Annotated in this window: 9 protein-coding genes; 2 read left to right on the top strand and 7 right to left on the bottom strand. The window is 50.9% G+C overall.

Features of this window, described 5'->3' with window-relative positions; genetic code table 11:
- Positions 1 to 188: 188 nt before the first annotated feature.
- Positions 189 to 1244 carry an RNA-guided endonuclease InsQ/TnpB family protein gene (locus ACFPPD_RS21110; protein ID WP_209746227.1) on the top strand — a complete coding sequence of 352 codons (1056 nt, stop codon included), beginning with the start codon at positions 189 to 191 and terminating at the stop codon, positions 1242 to 1244.
- A gap of 271 nt (positions 1245 to 1515) precedes the next feature.
- Here the strand turns inward: ACFPPD_RS21110 and ACFPPD_RS21105 are convergent, their stop codons facing one another.
- The 7 genes from ACFPPD_RS21105 to ACFPPD_RS21075 form a co-directional block, all read right to left on the bottom strand.
- Complete coding sequence (locus tag ACFPPD_RS21105; protein WP_209746225.1) at positions 1516 to 4503, bottom strand: ligand-binding sensor domain-containing protein; 2988 nt, start codon at positions 4501 to 4503, stop codon at positions 1516 to 1518.
- 134 nt (positions 4504 to 4637) lie between these two features.
- The gene (locus ACFPPD_RS21100; RefSeq protein ID WP_209746223.1) at positions 4638 to 10394 is read right to left on the bottom strand and encodes an OmpL47-type beta-barrel domain-containing protein; all 5757 of its coding nucleotides are present in this window, start codon (positions 10392 to 10394) and stop codon (positions 4638 to 4640) included.
- Positions 10395 to 10589: 195 nt separating this feature from the next.
- Positions 10590 to 12203 (bottom strand): response regulator transcription factor, encoded by a 1614-nt coding sequence (locus ACFPPD_RS21095; RefSeq protein ID WP_209746221.1) that lies wholly within the window; start codon positions 12201 to 12203, stop codon positions 10590 to 10592.
- A gap of 25 nt (positions 12204 to 12228) precedes the next feature.
- On the bottom strand, positions 12229 to 13953 hold the full coding sequence (locus ACFPPD_RS21090) for a sensor histidine kinase (RefSeq protein ID WP_209746219.1): 1725 nt from the start codon (positions 13951 to 13953) through the stop codon (positions 12229 to 12231).
- A gap of 82 nt (positions 13954 to 14035) precedes the next feature.
- Complete coding sequence (locus tag ACFPPD_RS21085) at positions 14036 to 14923, bottom strand: carbohydrate ABC transporter permease (protein WP_209746217.1); 888 nt, start codon at positions 14921 to 14923, stop codon at positions 14036 to 14038.
- 30 nt (positions 14924 to 14953) lie between these two features.
- A complete protein-coding gene (locus ACFPPD_RS21080) occupies positions 14954 to 15913 on the bottom strand; it encodes an ABC transporter permease (RefSeq protein WP_209746216.1) in 960 nt (319 codons plus the stop codon).
- A gap of 85 nt (positions 15914 to 15998) precedes the next feature.
- Entirely contained in the window at positions 15999 to 17624 is a 1626-nt protein-coding gene (locus ACFPPD_RS21075) for a type 2 periplasmic-binding domain-containing protein (protein WP_209746214.1), read from the bottom strand.
- Positions 17625 to 17826: 202 nt separating this feature from the next.
- On the opposite strand from ACFPPD_RS21075, the gene ACFPPD_RS21070 reads away from it, so the two are divergent.
- Positions 17827 to 19203, top strand: a complete 1377-nt coding sequence (locus ACFPPD_RS21070) for an extracellular solute-binding protein (RefSeq protein ID WP_209746211.1) — start codon at positions 17827 to 17829, stop codon at positions 19201 to 19203.
- Positions 19204 to 19248 lie beyond the last annotated feature (45 nt).

The raw sequence follows: 19248 nt of genomic DNA, 5'->3' as shown, positions 1-19248 counted from the left end.
AAGCCGAGAAAGCCCTTGTCTTCAGGCATGGGATGAATCGGCTTAGGACAAAAGCTGTCTTTAGACACCCTAATTGTCCTACATCGCTGCTGTTCCTGTTTAGTTCAACGGTCATCGAAGTTCATTGTGACACAAGCCTTTTAACGCAAACATTTGTTTGGTATAATGTTCGTGAAGGAGGTGAACAGATGCAAACCGTAACCGTTAAGATTCGCCTATTTCCTAGCCTTCCCGCATTGTTGCGCGAACATGGGAGAGCCTATATCGAAGCCGTGAACCGACTCACTCTGCAAGCAGAACGAGCAGGAACATTCGCCAATCTAACATCAAAAGACATTGAAACGAACCTGCCTTCAGCGGTACGGAATCAAATCATTCGCGATGCAAGAAGCATACATAAGAAGGCGAATAAGCAAGGCAAACGTCCGATACTAAGGCGCAGAGCCTACTACGTGAACAATCAAAATTATTCGATTGACGGCAACGCAGTCGCATTTCCAGTGATGATGGATGGGAAAGTACAGCGACTCAGGGTCGCATCCCGTATCACGGAACGAGAGAAGAATATTCTGGCAAGCGGAAAACTCGGACTGCTCAAGGTCGTCGAGAAATCGGGCAAATGGTACGTTCAAATATCCGTCGAAATACAAACCGGACAAACGACCGGCGAGGCAACAATGGGTATTGATCTCGGATTGAAAGTGCCGGCAGTCGTTGTCACATCCACAGGCAAAACCAAGTTTGTCGGTAATGGCAGACAAACTAAGTACATCCGTCGTAAGTATAGTTCGCGTCGAAGGAAGATGGGGAAACTTAAGAAGCTGTCAGCCATCCGCAAGCAACAAAACAAGGAACACCGCTACATGAAAGACCAAAACCATAAAATCAGCCGGCAGATCGTGAACATGGCGATAGATGATCAAGTATCGGTCATCAAGCTCGAGAAACTAAAGAACATTCGCCAGACGACAAGAACAAGTCGTAAAAACGCCAAAAACCTGCACAACTGGTCGTTCTATCAATTGCAAATGTTGATCGCATACAAAGCTGCATTAGCAGGTATTCGGGTTGTAGAAGTAAATCCTGCCTACACTTCGCAAACTTGCCCCGTATGCGAGAAACGAAACAAAGCAATTGACCGGACATATAGGTGTCCATGCGGATTTCACGCACACCGTGACCGGGTTGGCGCAATCAATATCATGAGACAACCTGTGGCAGATGGTAACAGTCTGTCAGCCTGAGATGCTATACGCACTGTCTTAGGATGGGCTGATGGCGCAGCCCCGAACTTAGCAGTTGTCCAAACCGGAAACGGACTGCGGACGCAACAACTAGCTAAGAATCCCACGGCTTTAGCCGTGTGGAGTGTCAAAAGTCTAGATGCTTATTGTTGAATTATAGTTTCGTTGCACTGGCAAAACTAGCTGACGATTACAAGAAATAGTGGTCAATATACAGAAAGGGCCTCCAGGAAAATTTCATCCTGTCAGCCCGTAAGTTTAGAAGCGATCGTTATTTATCATACTTGAAAAGCTTGGTATCGTTTTTAACGTAATAAAGATCCCCATCCTGATCCTGGGTTAGCAGGGTCACTCCCCCCGCCGCCACTACCGTTGCTGCTTTGGTTTCGATATTAACCGCGTACAGTTTACCGCCGATGGACACATAAACATTCCCGTCATTGCCGACGGCCATCTTCCCACCCTGCCAGGACACTCCGGCCAAGGAATCAAATTTATCCGCGTAAACTGCCGTCACTGTATGGTTTATTGGGTTTATGGTGAATAAATCGCCTTTGGCGGGCGTCGCTCCTCCTCCTTCGGCCAGGCCCCATATCGTATCTCCCACGACCATAAGATCGGATATGACTTTTCTTCCGATTACGGGGACAAAATCCGTTATTTTCGCATCCGTTGCGGCATTCGCCACGAATACTCGCGCATCCGCGCTGGGGGGCGTCGAGCCGATGCCGCCATGAATGGAAGTGCCTCCGAATACTTTGTTGTTATCCGGATAGTAGGCAAGAGAGATGACGCTTTGATCGGGAACGATGTTTGTATGGTGCACGACCGAATTATCCGACAAACGATAAGCGGAAAAGACGCCTCCGTTTTCTTCTGACTTTGGTACGGTGCCTACATATAATTTGTTAAGCCCGGGTACGGCCAGCATGCCGAAGGGACGATCCTGATCGAGAGCGGTTAAATCCTGGTATTTAGTTGCAGGATTCGTTGGGGGATTCCAGCTATCGGCGGTGTAGTATTTTTTAATAAGAGCGCCTGGATAGATGCCAAGGTAAAGATCCTGTCCCATGACTGTTATATTCTCCGCTTGATCGTCGAACGCATGGAGATCTTTTAATCCTGTATTCGCATCGTAGACTCCCATTCCTCCCATGAATCCGCCTGCGTAAATTTTATTCGCCGAACCATTCGCAAGCGAACGAATTTTGGACGGCGCTTTGAGAAGGACAAAAGACGTATCGATATCAATGCTTGGGGAGTTAAATTTTAATATTCTTCCGGAAGAAAGCGCGGCATACAGGTAAGTGTCACTGCCATCCTTCAAGTAGGCGAATCCGCGCGCGCTTCCCCCTACATCTCCTACCGGTGCTTCGGCATTGGCCTCGAGATCATATCGGTACAAATGATTTCCTTTTGTATAATATACATTGTCGCCTCCCGGATATGGCTTCGAGATCCCTTCGGAATCGATGCCGGTTAAAGTGGCAATCGGGGGAAGGTTCAGATTCAATTCCGCCGGATCCAATACGACGGTGGAGCCGCTCCCGAGTTTGGCGAACACTCTTTTCAAACCGCCGTATTGAACATAATCCAATCCCATAACGTATCTCGTCGTAGCGGAATTTGGCAGTATATTGGGATGCGGTCCCGAAGATGTCGGATTAAACCGAATCACTTGTCCTGCCGATCCTCCAACGCCCATATAAATTTCGGAATCGGAGGCATAGGCAATCGACCTTACGATTTGGTCTGCGACAATCGGCGCATCGCCGTTCAAGTTCGTTTTCGTTCCATTCGCGTCATACCGGAAAGCTTTGCCGCTGTTGGACGTCCCGCCGTAAATGGAACCGTTGCTCCCCGCGGCCACGGCCCAAATGATTTCCATGCCGGTCTCCAAGGTGATCTCGTTTAATGTCCCGTTAGTAAAATTACCTCCGCTATAGCTGCCGGGAATGTATCGGAACAACCTTTTTTTATTGGCGGTACCTATATAGACGGAGTTATCGGAAGCAACCGTCATATCCCATACGGCTTCCGTATTCGCAAGTTCCCTCGATTCCAATAATTCGCCGGAATGGGCATCGTAAACGACCAATTTGGAAGGATAACCGCTTACCCCTGCATACAGAAGATCGCACTGTTCCGTGACCGGGCATTGCGCCCTGCCGAATACGGCCGTTTCGATGAAATCGTTCGTAATGGGCACACCCAGATCGTATTCGATAGGAAGAGATAAAGTTACATCGTCAATATAAGAGGTAGAATAATCTGATGTGACTGTCTCCAGATACACGGAGACGAATGCAGCATTGGCAGGTGCATTCGCCGAAATCGAAATCGAGCCCCACTCATCCGTAGCACCGCTATATTTGACGGGTTCTGTTCCGGTCACTGTTCCGCCCGAGGTTATGAATTTAAGCTTCATACGGATAGGGGTAGCATAGTCATAGTATACCCGGGCCAATGCCCCCACTCTCGTATTCCCAGTAATCGGCAACGGCGAGCTCTCCGCGGAACTGATGTTCGACGTGCTGGCGTCCATAAGCTTAAGGGTCCTTTTACCTTCCAGTTCCGTTGAAACTTCCGCGCCGGAGACCGTCCAACTCGTGCCCAGTTCTTCCTCGAATCCGGCATTCGGCAAGGTTCTTCCGATGGAGACCTCATCGATATAGGCAGTGGTTTTGTTACTAAGCGGACTATAAAACAAAATCGCCGCTTCCGTATATCCAGCCGGCGCATATCTTGTTGCAGACATATTTATCCATTTGCCAACATTGGCAGCAGTCTCCGTAATCTCGGTTTTCTGAATGATATCGGGGCCGGAAGGGCTGGAAGGTTTGTAAAGGATGAGCCACATCTGAATAACGCCGCTGTTTGTAGCTACTAAATCCTCGAGATAGGCAAACGCGGAAACTGTATACGTCGATTCAGGCGTAATGGCGAATCTTTGGCTAATTCGCGCTAACGAAGCACTAGAGCTCGAATCCACGAACTTCATACTCTTGGAACCGGCATAAACCTGCTCCGTGGATACAGATGCAGTATCTACGCCATAAAAGGAGTAAGTACTCCAACCTGGAACTACTGCGGGATCTGTAACTGCAGCTTCAAACGTTAAATTGGCCGTGCCGGGTACGCTTAGGGGAATGCCGGCCGCTTGAACCTCGTCCTGCCGGATAACGGGCGCCATCATGAAACAACTAAGCAAAACAGCCATCATGCCAAACCGCAATTTCTTAAACGTTAATCTTTTCATCATCATCGCTCCTCTTAAGGTTAATGAAAATGACTTCACGAACGTATCAGGAAACGCTAGCATTTAGTCAGCAGGAGGATAGCGCGTATCTGCCATCCTCCTGCATGATCGGTGACGCCTATAAGATGAAGATGCTAATTTCCGGACTCGGCATGAGGCACGGTGACGGTTTCGGATACGACCGAATGATTGCCTGCCCGATCCGTTGACGTGTAGGTAACGGTATAAATCCGTCCTGGTCCGCTGCCCGATCTTTCCGCGCGCAGCTGAAAGGAATCGGCTTCCGTTCCGATTGCGGCATCGATGTCGCCGTTGCCGCTGTCCGGTTCATTGCTCGTTATGGATGTTAAAACCACGGAAGCAACGCCCGATGTTGCATCGCTTGAACCCAATGTCGCATGGATCGTCACCATCTGATGATTCGGAGGCCATATCGACGTTGGATCCAACTGCACGGTTAGGGATGGCGCCGTTTTGTCGACGATAACGGTCTTCGTATGTTGCTCTTCTATGTTGCCAGCTAGGTCGACGCTCCAATAGACTAGCGAATGCACGCCCTCATCCGTAAGAACGACGGATGTGCCGGTTTGAACGGCGCCGCCGTCTACCGTGTAATAGGTTGCCGCAACCCCCGATTCGCTATCGCCTGCGCTCAAGTTTACCGTGACGTCTTGATTGGCCGCGCTTGCCGGGCCATCGTCCGTTGTCGTCGGCGAAGTCTTATCTATATTGCTTACGACAAAACTCGTCACCTTCGATACTTGGCCTTCCGCGTCCATGCTTCTTGCATACACCGATTCATTCACCGAAATGGCAACGGGGGCGGTATATGCCGTCCATTCGCCGCTGGCACCCGCTTTGTATTCTTTAACCGCCGCCTCGCTCGGATAACTGATCGTTACGATGACGTCGGTGTTGGTCGGTGCCGCGATATCCGCTGAAAAAGAGGCATCTCCTAATGGCTGCGTCACGTAAGTCAGCGGTATGCGGAAAGCTGCGCCTTCTGCTATATCGTAAATATAGCCCTTGCTGAAATCGTTCGAATCCTTAAAGGATCTCACAAGCGTAATGTCCCCGATATCAAGCTTCAAGCGGCCGCCGTCCAACACGGTTACGCCCTTGATGCGGTAAGCCGCATAACGGATTCCGTCGTTTTGGATCAGGATGCTCTTCCCGATCAAATCCGCGGGGTTCTCGGAAAAGCCTTCCGATACATCGACGGTAATTTCGTTTTGCGGCGACAAGCTTTTCGTAAAGTCCGCAACGGTTCCCGTCACGGCCCCATTCCGAACCAGCCGGAACTCATCTGCTTTGCCGATATAAGAACCGTCGTGCAGATAGGTGCTTACGCTGCCATCCTCTTGCACCGAATATAGGCCGAAGGAACCTTTGAATTCCAAGGAATCCGCGGAATCGGGCAGTTGTGCCGTATAGATTTTACCGGTATCCAAAGCGCTGAATATATAATCCGTTCTGCCGTTTTTCAATTTCACGCTTACCGCCCGAACGTCGTTGCTTGTCACGTTCTGCCCGTTCTCGCGAACGGTCAAAGGGGTAATGGCGCTGATGAACTCTTCCCCTTTATACGGCTGTATGATCGAAGTGAATAAGCTATCCAGCGCAGAGCCCGTATTTTGCGCGATCAGATACCGAAGCGATGCAGGGTTGCCCGGCCTATTACGCGGCGGGATGCCGTCGGCCAGCGCAACGTCGTTCACGCCGCCTAACATCGTCAACTTCAGGTGAATATCCGTTGCCGATCCGACTCCTTGCCCCAGGACATTCCATGTATCCTTCACCTGCCAGTCGACGCTGAACGAATCCATGGGGGACGCATCCGTCTCTACATTCTTCAAATAATGGAATCCGCTGCCCTCGTATAACGCGATTCTTTGGTCATCATCAGGGGGCGTAACTCCCCATTCCACGTCGGGTCTCGTATAGGTCCCCGTTTCTTGCGGGATCAGGTTCAATCCTTCCGTGGTGACCGTTCCTTCCGCACCGTGGAAGCTGAAATAATGATCGTTGCCGCCCTTTACCCGGAACAGGTCCACGGAGTAGGAGTTTTCCTCATCCGCCTTGATCATCGCCGTCGTACGCTTATACAACGAAGTCTGTTGATAAACCTTGGTCGATTCCACATCGATGAGCTTCACCATTTCCGAATCGTCAAAATGCTTGATCTCGGCTGCCCATTCGTTCTGCTTCTGTTTCTGCTTATCCACGACCACCGTGTTGTGACTGACCGTATTGTTGACCCAATGGGCCCGGTGCTTGTCATTGTTGTCCGCGAATTCCGGATAGCCTAACTCCGGCGACAAATCGAGACCGAAAGCATGCAAACCGATATTCAAAGTATCCCGGTGACCATGGTGCAAGTTGCGTCCGTAGAACATCCACGTATCTCGCAGTGTGTTCTTCGCGCCTGTCTGCGCGTCCCGCAGGGCGCGTGCTTCCGCATTCAACGGGTTCAGCACGCGTACTTCCATGGCAAATCCGCTGGACAAAGAGCTTTTGCCGATACCCTCGAAGGTAATGGTATGGTTTCCTTGCGTTAGGTTCATCCGTGTTATGCTTTCGTATCGTTTCAAGTCCGCTCCGTAGAAATCCATGTCTTTCACGGGTTGACCGTCAACGGAAATTCGGTATATGCCGGAAGAAGCTGATTTCAAGGGCAGCAACTCCAGCTCGTAGTCGTCGGCAGCCGGAACGTGAAACTCGAACGTTGCCGACTCTCCGTCTTGGGATGCCATAAGCTGAATGGAACCCGTTGCCTCATTATATTTCGTCTGCACGCTTTGTTCGGACACATTCATGCCCGTGAAGCTAAGTCTCTCGCCATAATCCGCTTTCGGATTGCTGCCGTCGCGAAGCGCGGTATAACCGTACCCGGTCTGATTCACGCTTTCCCATCGCAAGGGACCCTTCGTCCTTATCACTTCGTCAATTTGATCGGCGATCGCGTCAGGGTTAGGGGCAAACACGTCGGAATGAATGCCGTCGGACGTGTTATTATTCAGAAAGTAAGCAAACTGCGCATAATACGGATCGCCGAATTTTTCGTACGCTTTTACCGCGTCCGTTAATTTATCGATGATAAACGGTTTCCCGGCAGAGCCCGTATCTCCGATATTCGCCGTATAATTTTCGATCTGGATGAGCGGGCTCAAAGCGGAAAACATTTTGCGGAACTTCACGTTTTTGTACAGATCCGCTTCCGGATATAGATCGTACCCATCCAGAATATCGGCCGTCATCCGATGAGCTTGCAGCCACAAGGAGTTGTAGAAGGCCGAGCTTTCATCTCCGTTTCCATCCCGGTCGACACTCGAAACGATGGAATTCAGAATATTCCCGCCAGTTAACCGAGCCGGATTGGATAGGACGGAGCCCGTCTGAAAAATGAAATCCAGCCATTCCTTCGTTTCGGGCAATGTGTCGTATACGACGGCCGCCATCGCCAGAGAACTTTGGTGCATCCCGTCGTTGCCCAGGATTTGCGTCTTCTTCACACCCGGATAGATCTGCTCGATAATCCCGTCTTCGATATTGCGCCGAATGTCGGCTCCGGAGTTCTTCCCGTTCGTCATGCGGTACTGCGTCGACTTCGCTTCGAGAAATTGCACGATTTCAGGGTCGTCCATGGCCGGGAAGAAAGCATCGTAGGCGCTGATAAACGATTTCACCAAATCGGTCTCCCATATGCCGCCTAACACTTTGCCGTTGCCGAAGGATTTCCCCGATGCATTGAGATACGTATTCACGTTATATTTACTGATATCCATGTCAGGATAAACATCCGCCACCCGATCGAGCAATACCGTTCCTGCACGGGCGTATCGGATATCCCCCGTATACAAGTAGGCATCGCGGAACGCGTTCAGGGCACGCTGAATGAGGGAATTATCCCCATACCACATAAAGTGGACATAATATGCCATCATCGTAAAGCGTTTGTTATCGCCGTTCACCCAACCGGTGCCATCGTCGACTCCCCAGGCAACTGCCTGATCGGGGTAAAGCTCATTTATTAATTTGCTTCGATCCGCGAGCTCCGGCTTGAACATTCCGTGTTCGTCCAGGCCGCTGCGGTAGAAAGATTCGAAGTCGTTCGACGGAAACCTGGTCATGGTTACGGGATCCTTGATTTTCCAAGGGTCGTTGATCGGATCCATGATATAAGGGTAATTTCCGAATGGCCGGAGCTGTTCCGCGGTGGAAACGGGGCTCCCTAACGCTTGATTGACCGCATAACTCCGGGGGAGCGACTGATTCGGAACCGAATTCCACAGGAAGTCCAATCCTTTGCTTAAGAAATGATCCGCTTTGGATACCGCCGTGTCTTTGAGGTTCTTAGCCCACTGCTCTTCCTGGACGTTCATTCTAGCGGTTGCCACTTTCTCCGGGGTGTACAGCGTCGTTCGCGTTTTGCTGGGATTGCCCGAGCTTTTGAAAGTGGCGGCATCGAAGTATACGGTACCCCCGGCCGGTTGCAAAGTGCCTAGCCGCAGGGTGATATAGGCGGTTTGGTCGGGGATTTCGGCGGCGAGAGCGATCGCCTCCCATACCTGGCTGGTAGAACCCGCTTGGGAAACCGATGAAAGAAAGACCTTATCCGCATTCCAGAATTCCATCTTCAACTCGGCGGCCCCGGCGCTCGTCAAAGCATAAACCTTGGACGTGTATTCGACGCCCGGCGAAACCGGAAGCAGATGGCTGCGAAGTCCGGCTGACATGCTTTCGGCGTTCGTAATCAGGATGCTGCGGACTCCGTCGTAGGCTTGCGTTTCCGATACGGCGACCTCGCCGTCCACCCCGCGCCAATCCCTGGGTTTGCCGCCCTCCAGCAGCTCGAATGTACCGTTGTTCAAATCCCGATTGGGCTCCGGCGGGGTTTCGGCGAATCTGGCATCGTCGAAATAAGCGATACCCTGGTTGCCGCCTCCCGAATACAATCTTACCGTGGCGTAAGCCGCCGTAGGGGGCGCAATGCCGGACGAACGAATTTGACTCCATTCGTTTCTGATCGTACTGCCTGTATTCACGATCGGCAAAGAGTTGTTGGCGGCATCCCAAAACTCGAGAAAGAGGTTGAATGTGCCCGATTCGACATAAACGAATACGTCCGCGTCATACTTCACTCCAGGCGTAACCTTCATTCGCAGACTTCGAAGTCCGATGCCTGCCGTCGCGCTCGGATCGTTTAATTTCGCGCTGAATTGTCCTGACCGCTTTCTTTCCTGGGAAGACGTAATGTCACCGCCGAAAATAGAGTCCCAGTAACGAGGCGTTCCATCGATCGTGGTCTCCATATCCCCGTTCCTTAGCAGCGCGTTCGGATCCACCGCGAGCTCTTGGAATTCCGCATCGTCAAAATATAAAGTTCCGACGTTGCCAAGTCCCGAATATAACCTCAAGCTTGCGTTAACGGCACCTGCCGGGGCAGTTTGGGTCATCGCAAGCCGCTTCCACTGATTTGTCGTATTATTGCTAACGTTCGGCGAAGGTAGAAGCGTATTATTCGCGTCCCAAAACTCGAGATAAAAGGCCGAGCTGCCGCTCGCATTGAAAGAATACACCGAAGCCTCATATTCCTTGCCCGGCGTAACCGGCATTTTCACGCTGCGCAGTCCGGCCGATGCCGTAGTGCTCGAATCCGATATAACTACGCTATAAGTTCCGCCGCGTACCACCGCCGTGGAAGACGTCACTGTCCCGCTGATCACGGACCAATTGAGAGGTTTCCCGTTCGCTACTTCTTCGAAGCCGCTGTTAGGAAGAACCGGCAGCGGATCCGCGTTTGTTCTGCTAGGCGATACCATAATTCCCGAAAGCATCATTACAAAAGACATGAAAATCGATAGAACCCGCAAACCTTTTACTCTACTCATCATTAATTCATTCCCCTTCCTATTCAAATTTGAATATCGACGAAAGATAAAGCGCTTACATATAGGGTCACCATCCATTATAAAATCCGTGCAAGGTCGGAAAATAGGCATCCATTTCAACAAAATGTCCACTCATTCAATAAATTTAAATTTAGAAAGGCCGCCAGGATCTCTCATCCTGACGGCCTGCGGCGTTTACGGTTGTTTGTTTTTGTATTGCGTAGGCGTAAAGCCAGTTTGGCTTTTGAACAATTTACAAAAATAACGATAGTCGGATATGCCGACGGCACCGGATACTTCGTAAATTTTCATCGTCGTCCGTTCCAACAGCTCGCTCGCTTTTTCCATGCGCACCCGGTTCAAGTAATCGGAGAAATTCTCTCCGACCTCCTGCTTGAACATTTGACCTGCGTACGAGGGGTGCATTTGAACGAGTTTGGCCAGTTCCGCTACCTGTACGTCTTCCTTGTAGTGCTCTCGAATATGGCGCAGAATGATTTGAATCTCTTTGCGCACGTGGGGATTCTGATTCGCTCGGCTGCTCCACATGTCTTTAATGGCATTAATCGTTTCCGTCCACCATTCGATATAATCCGCCCAGGTTTCGATCAGATTCACGGCGCTTAATCGCGCGATAACCGAAGACGGTAGATGGACGAAGTCGGGATTGAACATTTGCTTCGTCAGGCGCAGCAGATCCGAAGGAAGAATCAAAGGATCGTAAAGCCGGGTCATAACGGATGCGCTTTCCTCGAACGCTTCGCTATTCTCGCGCTGCAGCGCTTTGACCATAGCCGCGACTCTCTCGCGGGCTTGTTCCGTATCCAATCTCCGATAGGGAGTCGCGTTCTTGCCGACGATCGCCGATTCCGGTTTGTAGAAATAACCGGCCAATCCTTCAAGGCCTTCGCGTAAGCGATCGGCGATCCGCTTGGCCGTTACCGGCTCCTTACCCGATTCCCGCACCGGACTTCCATATATAAAGCTTCTCGAGATAGCGAAAGCTTTCAATACTTCCAGCGCGATCGTCGCTAACTGGTTCATATGCAAGGCGCTCAACGGGCGATTGGAAGCAACCAGCAACCCCATTCGGTTAAGAGGCAGAGGCATGAGTACGAATTGGCACCCTACGCTGATCGCATGACCGTCCAATCGTTTCTCCAACGTTTCGCCTATTCGAATTTGGAGCTGTACGAATTCCTCTTCCGAAGGCATGGCTTCAGAGGAGCCTCCCGACATCGACCAGCCCAACGTCAGATTTGCCCATGAGCCGGCGCGTTCCATATGTCCGAACCATTCCGTCGGAACCGCAAGGACGTTATCGCTTCCTTCTTCATTCAGAAGCCGTTTCGTCCACTGTTGTTTTTTTGTCCATTCATTCTCCTTTTCAAGCTTGAGCCGCATCTTCAGCTTGTGATCCACATCCATCTCCCGCTCGATGTCCGCGGCTACCTTGCGGCAAATGTCGAGAATGATCTCGGGGGTCTGCGCCAGCTTGATCAAATAATGGTCCACGCCAAGCTCGATCGCTTGGCGCGCGAATTCGAACTCGCCGTATGCGGTCAGGATGACAATCCGAATTCTAGGCCACCGCTTACGCACGTACGCGGCCAATTCCAATCCGTTCATGTTCGGCATCGTAATATCCGTCAATAGCAAATGGGGCATCTCGCGCTCGATCATACCGATCGCTTCGTCGGCGCCGGAAGCCGCGCCCATGAAGGTAAACCCCGCGTCCGACCAAGGAATTCTATCGGAGAATCGCTCGCGAACCCACTTCTCGTCATCTACCATCAGCAATTTCAGCATGGCGCGTCTCTCCTCCGATGAGATATCAGATCGCTCGCGTCTCTCTTGCCGGAAGATGAACCTCCACCGTTAATCCTTCATCCGGCTCGTTCTTGAAATGAAGGCCGTACGGATATCCGAAGGTCAGGCGAATCCGGTCTTGGACGTTGCGCAACCCCAGATTGTTTAACCCCTTATAAGGATTCGGGGCACTCGTTTCTTCCGTCATCGAGGCCAGTTTACTCGGATCGATCCCCGGCCCCGTGTCGGACACTTCCAACCAGATCCCGTCGGCTCTATCTCCCGCGGTAACGATGATGTGATTCGTTCCTTTTTTGGTTAACCCGTAAAAAATGCTGTTCTCCGCCAACGTGATCAGAGTCAGCTTCGGAATCGGAGTGCCGTAATAGATTTCCGGAACGGCGATATCCATCTCGAACACGTCGCCGTACCTGAGATTCATGATTTGAACGTAGTCTTCCAACTGTTGCAGTTCGTCCTCTACCGTCACGATATCTCCGACCTTATCCGTCGAATACTGCAATAAGCCCATAAGGGAACGGATCATCTCGCACATTTTCTCGGTTTGCCCGGTTTCTCCCAAGCAATAGATCGCATTTAACGTATTGTTGAGAAAATGGGGATGGATTTGCGATTGCAGAACCTTCAGCTCGTGATGCCGCTTCTTCTCTTCCGCTACCCGCAAGTCATCGAATAACGATTGGATATTGCCCATCATGCGATTGAACCCGTCGGCGATATGCGTAAACTCGTCATTGCGCTTCAGCTTGATCCGGGAATCAAGCTCGCCGCGCGCCGCCGCCTTGAATTGCCGCGTAATGACGATCACCGGCTTGCGGATATAATTCGTGATCCATACGGAGACGATAGCCGCAAGAACGATCGCGATCAGAAGCACCAAAACCAATTGACGCTTCAGCGAATCCATTAACGGAAACGCTTGCGACTCCTCGATCACGGAGAATACGACCCAGTCCCAACGATTCTGCTTGCTGCTAAGCACGGTGTAGTCTCCGTAAGAGGTGCGGATGCTATTGAAAGAAGTTCCGCTTGTCCGGGTTAACTTCTGCAGCGCGTCTTTCATCTCCAGATGGTTCTTATACGTCTCCGGGTAGGCAAGATACGTATTCGAGGACAAGTATTGGCCATCGCCGGTAAACAAATAGATCCTCCGCTGTTCGCCTTGGATAATCTGCGGCCCCGTCAACGCGTTCAAGTCCAAGTCGAGCGCGATGAATCGGTTTTTGTCGATTTGCTTGGAAACCGTGATCACGAAGCGCTCGCTAACCGCATGGGGAGGCGTCCAGTGAACGCCCGACTTGTCCGTGTTGTTCCGAATTTCCTTGATCCGGTCGGCCGTAATGAAAAATCGATAACCGTACGGGGAGCTGTTTCGCACCTCATCCCGGTCGATCAAATAAATGCTGTGAATCTGGTCGCGATGATAAGTCATGATATTGTCGATCAGCTTCGTGAAGTCGGATTCTTCCATTTTGTCGTAGAGAACCGGATTGGAGAGAAAGATCAATTGGCTCTCCAAGGAGTTCATCAACGTTTTGATATAATTCTCGATCTGAACGACGGAGCCTTGCAAGGCTTTCTCGTTGTTCTGCTTAAGCGGCTCGAACAATCTCCGGTACCCGAAGAAGCCGATAATAAGGAAAAGAACGACAACGGACAGGAAGGTCAGAATGAACAGCTTGGCGCTGACGCTGGAAGTGAAACGTGTTCCTCGTAAACGACCGCTCATTCTAGCTCGCCCCTATCCTCTGCGTCCTCTTGGCTATCATAACGTATATTGTAGCATGAGCGCGGCGGGGTTGGCTCCTCCCTTACCCCTTGACCGAGCCCAGCAACGCCCCTTTAACGAAATATTTCTGAAGGAACGGATAAATAACCAATAAAGGCAACGTCGCGACGACGACGACGGCCATCTTGATCGTCTCCGGAGGGAGCGCGTCCAAGACCAGCGAATTCACCGACAACTCGGTGCTGACGTTCGGCGATTGAATCATGCTTCGCAGGACGACTTGCATCGGCATCAATGTTTTATCGGAAATATAGAAGATGCCTTTGAAATATTCATTCCAGTGGGTGACGCCGTAGAACAAACCGATCGTGGCCATAATGGGGGCCGACAAAGGAAGGACGATACGAAGAAGCGTCGAGAATTCTCCGCAACCGTCCACCCGGGCGGCTTCCTCCACTTCGGCCGGGAGATTCTCGAAATACGTTTTGATGATCAATAGATTAAAGGTGGATACCATTCCCGGAACGACGAGCGCCCATACCGAATCGTACAGCCCCAGACTCCGAACCATGATATAAAGAGGAATGATCCCTCCGCTGAACATCATCGTGAACACGAGCGCCATCAGGATAAAGTTCCGGCCGGGTATAAATTTCTTGGATAACGGATAAGCCAGAAGCGTCGTTACGATCAGATTAAGAGCCGTGCCGACGACCGTGATGAACACGGTAATTTTTAACGCTTGCGGAATACGCGGACTACCGAATATTTCTTTATAGGCTTGCAAAGTGAAATGCTCGGGCCAGATGACGAAGCCGCCGTTCTTCATCACTTCGATGTATGGCGTTACGGAGACGATAAAAACGTAATACAGCGGAAATAACGTAACGAGGCCGAAAATCGTCAGGACCGAGTAAATGATCGAATCCGCGACCTTGTCCCCCTTTTTTTTATGGAGCGCGAAAGACATTTGAATCCTCCTCCTTTATTTCCCTTTCGCTTACCAGATGCCGTTGCCTCCGACTTTCTTGGCCAGCTTATTCGCGCCGATGACCAAGACGAGACCGACGACGGATTTGAACACGCCCATCGCGGCGGCGACGCCGAACTCCAGACGCTCGAAACCGTAACGGTACACCCAGGTGTCCACGATGTCCCCGACTTCGTAGACTCGGGCATTCAGGAAAATGAATACTTGATCGAATCCCGCATCCAGGATTCCGCCGATTTTCAATATCAACATGAGCACGAATACATCGCGGATGCCCGGCAACGTCACGTGCCAGAGCTGACGCCAACGTCCTGCGCCATCCACGACGGCGGCTTCGTAAAGTTCTTGGTTAACGGATGCCAGCGCCGCCATGTAGATGATCGCTCCGAATCCGGTATTTTTCCATATTTCCGTCATCACCAATAGCGGCCGGAAGAAATTTTCGCTCGTCATTAAATCGATTTGTCCCCAACCCGAATCGCGTACGAACGTACTGATCAATCCGGAACCCGGCGCGAGAAACGAAAACACCAAGCCGTATACGATAACCCATGATAGAAAATAGGGGCCGTAAGTAATCGTTTGAACCAAGCTTTTGAACCAGCGAACCCTTATTTCGTTAAGCAATAGAGCAAGGATGATCTCCGGAAGTAAACTAGCAATTATTTTATAAACGCTGATTAATAGCGTGTTTCTCATGAGCTGATAGAATTCGGGATTATCGAAAATAAGCTTGAAATTATCCGCGCCAATCCAAGGGCTTCCCCAAATTCCTTTCATGAGGTTATAGTCCTGGAAAGCGATCAGCGTTCCCGCCATCGGCGCGTAATGAAACAATGCGTAATAGACAAGTCCGGGGACCATCATCAGATAGAACCATCTGTTGCGGTATATGCTGCGCAGCGTATGCGGCCTGATCGGGCGTGGCACGCTAACGTTCTCTTTGCTTGCAGCTACGGGTTCCGCCATCGCCATATCCTCCTATGCTGTATCCGCGGTGGAAGTCAGAAGGAACCCATGAATGATCCAGGGTTCCCTCGACGCCTTTTCCCGGTTACTTAAATTCGTTTAACGGCTTATCCTTCAAAGCGATATTCAGCAGTCTTGTGTACTCGGTGAAGATTTCTCTTCCTTTGAACTTCGTCATGAGCTCTTCGCGATATTGCGGCCAGTTCTTGCCGCTCTTGTCCTGAAGAATGGCTTTAATATGGAATTTGCTCATTTCCTTGCGGAAATCGCCGATGTTGATGCCTTCCGGCGGAACCAAGCTGACCGGCGGCAAGGCATTGTGTTTCGGGAAGCTTTCTACCGTCTTCAGAATGGCGCGATCGTGGTCGGAAATACGGGAATCGATCAGTTCAAGACTGAGCACGTTCGGCTCATCCGGCGTAAATACGGAGTACACGTTTAACCAGTTGCCCGATTTGGCGATATCCGCTTCGAAAGCTTCGACGTTCAAAGTAATGACGTTGCCGGCTTTCGCGTAATGAGTGCCTTCTTGCCCGTAGTGAGTCAATAGGAACCCTTCCTCGCTCGTAAGCCAGTTGACAATTTCCAATGAACGTTTTACTTTATCCGGACTATCGTCGGCCGTTGTTTTGCTGACGAGAATCGTGCTTTCGGGAACGTTGTATTTCCACATCACCGGTTTATCCAGAGGATAAATAGGTTGCCAGTTCGCCTTCGGATCCAACGCTTTCGCACGGCTTTGCACGCTTGTAGGAACGCTTTCCAACGCGACCGTTTTGTCGAACGGCGTGAAGATCATGCCTGCTTTTCCTTGAGCGGCTTTGTCGAAGTTGGCCGGAGACTTGTTCAAGAACCAGTCCGGGTCTACGACGCCGGCATCGATCCATTGCACCACTTGGTCAAGGACGCCTTCTACCTTAAGATCTGTACGGTTGTCTACATAAGTATTGCCTTGGATCATGAAGTCCGCGACGAAGCCGTTATTCAGCCATTGCGGGAAGTCGAACGGCAAGCTTAGCCCGTTTCCTGAAGCCGTAAATCCGTAAGTATCCGGTTTGCCGTTGCCATCCGGATCGCCCTTCGTAAATTGAGTCATGACGTTGGTCAGTTCGTCGTAATTTTTCGGCGCGGCCAGTCCAAGCTTATCGAGCCAGTCCTGACGGATATACCAGGAGGCGTAAGAGTTGCGTTGGAAAGGCAGGATCGCGCGGTAGAATTCACCCTGCTTGAGCTGGAACGCATCCAGTTCCGATTTGCTCACCCATTTGAAATAATTCGGCATTGCCTCTTCCGTGAAATAAGCGCCAAGATCCGAAGCGATACCGTCGACGATATACTTCTGGGACTCCGCTCCTCCGGCGATGAAGAGATCGGGCGCGCTGCCGCCGGCCAATGCCGCGTTCAGCTTGGCGTGATACTCTTCTCCGAACACCATATAATCGATTTTCAAATCCACGTTAAACTTTTCTTCGATCGTTTTCTTGACGAAATCCTTGTCCGCGGAAGGCAGCGTAACATTCGCCAGTAACCCGCTTGCGACGGACCAGTTCAGCGACAACTTTTCCGGCTTGGCGCTTGCCGTCGAACTAGGGGATCCGCTTGCCGTACCTGATGCTTCGGATGCGTTGTTGCCGTTGTTGCCGTTGTTGCCGTTCGAGCATGCTGAAAGCGCAAACATAGCTGCCAATCCAAACCCTAATACCTTTTTCAATGAGATGGCCCCTTCCTATTTGTAACGTTTTCTCGACTTTATTGTAGATGGCTTGATGGGCCAAAACTAGCTGACGAAAACAAGAAATAGTGGTCTTAATACAGAATTGTCGACTTTTCGCACATAAATATCCTATAATATAATCCAGATAGATACCAAAAAAAACGCACACCCATTCATTCATTTGGGGGTTCTAGGATCAATGGCGAACAAGCCCAAACGATCGACCTTTCGAAACAGGCTTGAAGAGATGATCACGGCTTTACGTAATGACATCATAACCGGAAAGCTTCAGCCCGGCGACTTCCTGCCATCGGAATTAACGCTTACCGAACAGTTTCGACTTAGCAAGAACTCGGTTCGCAAAGGATTGGAAACGTTGCTAGAGCAAGAAATGATCGAAAAAGTTCCTCGAATCGGCACGAGAGTCGTCGGACCGGGCGCGAACGAAAGAGTCACGCTGAAATTCGGTTATTATCCTACGCTTCTGCTGGAGGCCAATTTAGCACAGTTGGTTAACGACTTTCAAATTCGGTATCCCCATATCGACGTCCGGATGATTCCGATCTCGGATTCCTTCTTTTCTTCCCATTTGAAACAATCGATGGATAGCGACGTCTTCGACCTCGTCACCTTGAACGCTCATCATTACGGGTCGTGCATGGAGAACGGAGCCGTCGGCGACATCCTCGAACCGCTCGAACCTAAGGATAATACCTATCCTTTTCTGTTGCGGCCTTTTACGGAAGGCGATAGGCTTTACGTTCAGCCCTTTACCTTCTCGCCCATCGTCTTGTGTTATAACAAGGAGCACTTCAGGGAAGCGGGCTTGCCCGAGCCGGATAGCAGCTGGAACTGGAACGACGTGCAGAATGCCTCGAACGCTTTAACGCAGAGAAACGAAAGAATCGGCTTGTTCTTTCATTTGCAGTCGATCAACCGATGGCCGCTCTTCCTGCTTCAGAATAAGGTCGTTTTCGAACGGGACAAGCACGGCAAACTGATCGTCGACAACGAGAATTTCCGGGAAGCGATGCGAATGAGCTTGAGCCTCTTCGAAGGCATGAATCCCGAAACCTCGTACATGTCCGAGAACGACTCCGATTGCGAGATGTATTTCATGCGGCAAAAGGCTTCCATGATCGTCGCGAGCTATTACAGCTTGAACCATCTGCGCCACGCCGAATTCGATTACGATATCGCGCCGCTTCCCTTTTCGCGGGAAGCAAGCACCCAACTGCTGATTATCGGTCTGGCCGTCAATAAGGCAAGCAAGCAGAAGGATGCGGCCCGAACGCTGATCCGCTTTCTATCCTCGGACGAGACGCAGCTTCATATTCGCCAACATTCGCTGAGCATTCCGAGCGTCAAACCGATGGCGGAATGGACGGGCAACGAGCCTTTGAAGCGTCCTTCCCGCTTTCTGTTGTACAGGGACATTATCCCGACCTTTCGGTTTTACTCCGACATGAACGTAACCTACCGCGAGTTGGAAACGATAAAACGCATATTCAAGCTTTACTGGGCGCGGCTGGACGATTTCGAGACGGTTTTCCGAAGGCTGAAGGATGCCCTATAGATAGACATGACCGCAAAATCGGGTAAGGGAGCGTTGAGGCTCCCT

The sequence above is a fragment of the Cohnella suwonensis genome, assembly GCF_042655365.1.
Lineage (GTDB): Bacteria > Bacillota > Bacilli > Paenibacillales > Paenibacillaceae > Cohnella > Cohnella suwonensis.
This window is presented reverse-complemented; position numbering and strand designations above follow the sequence as displayed.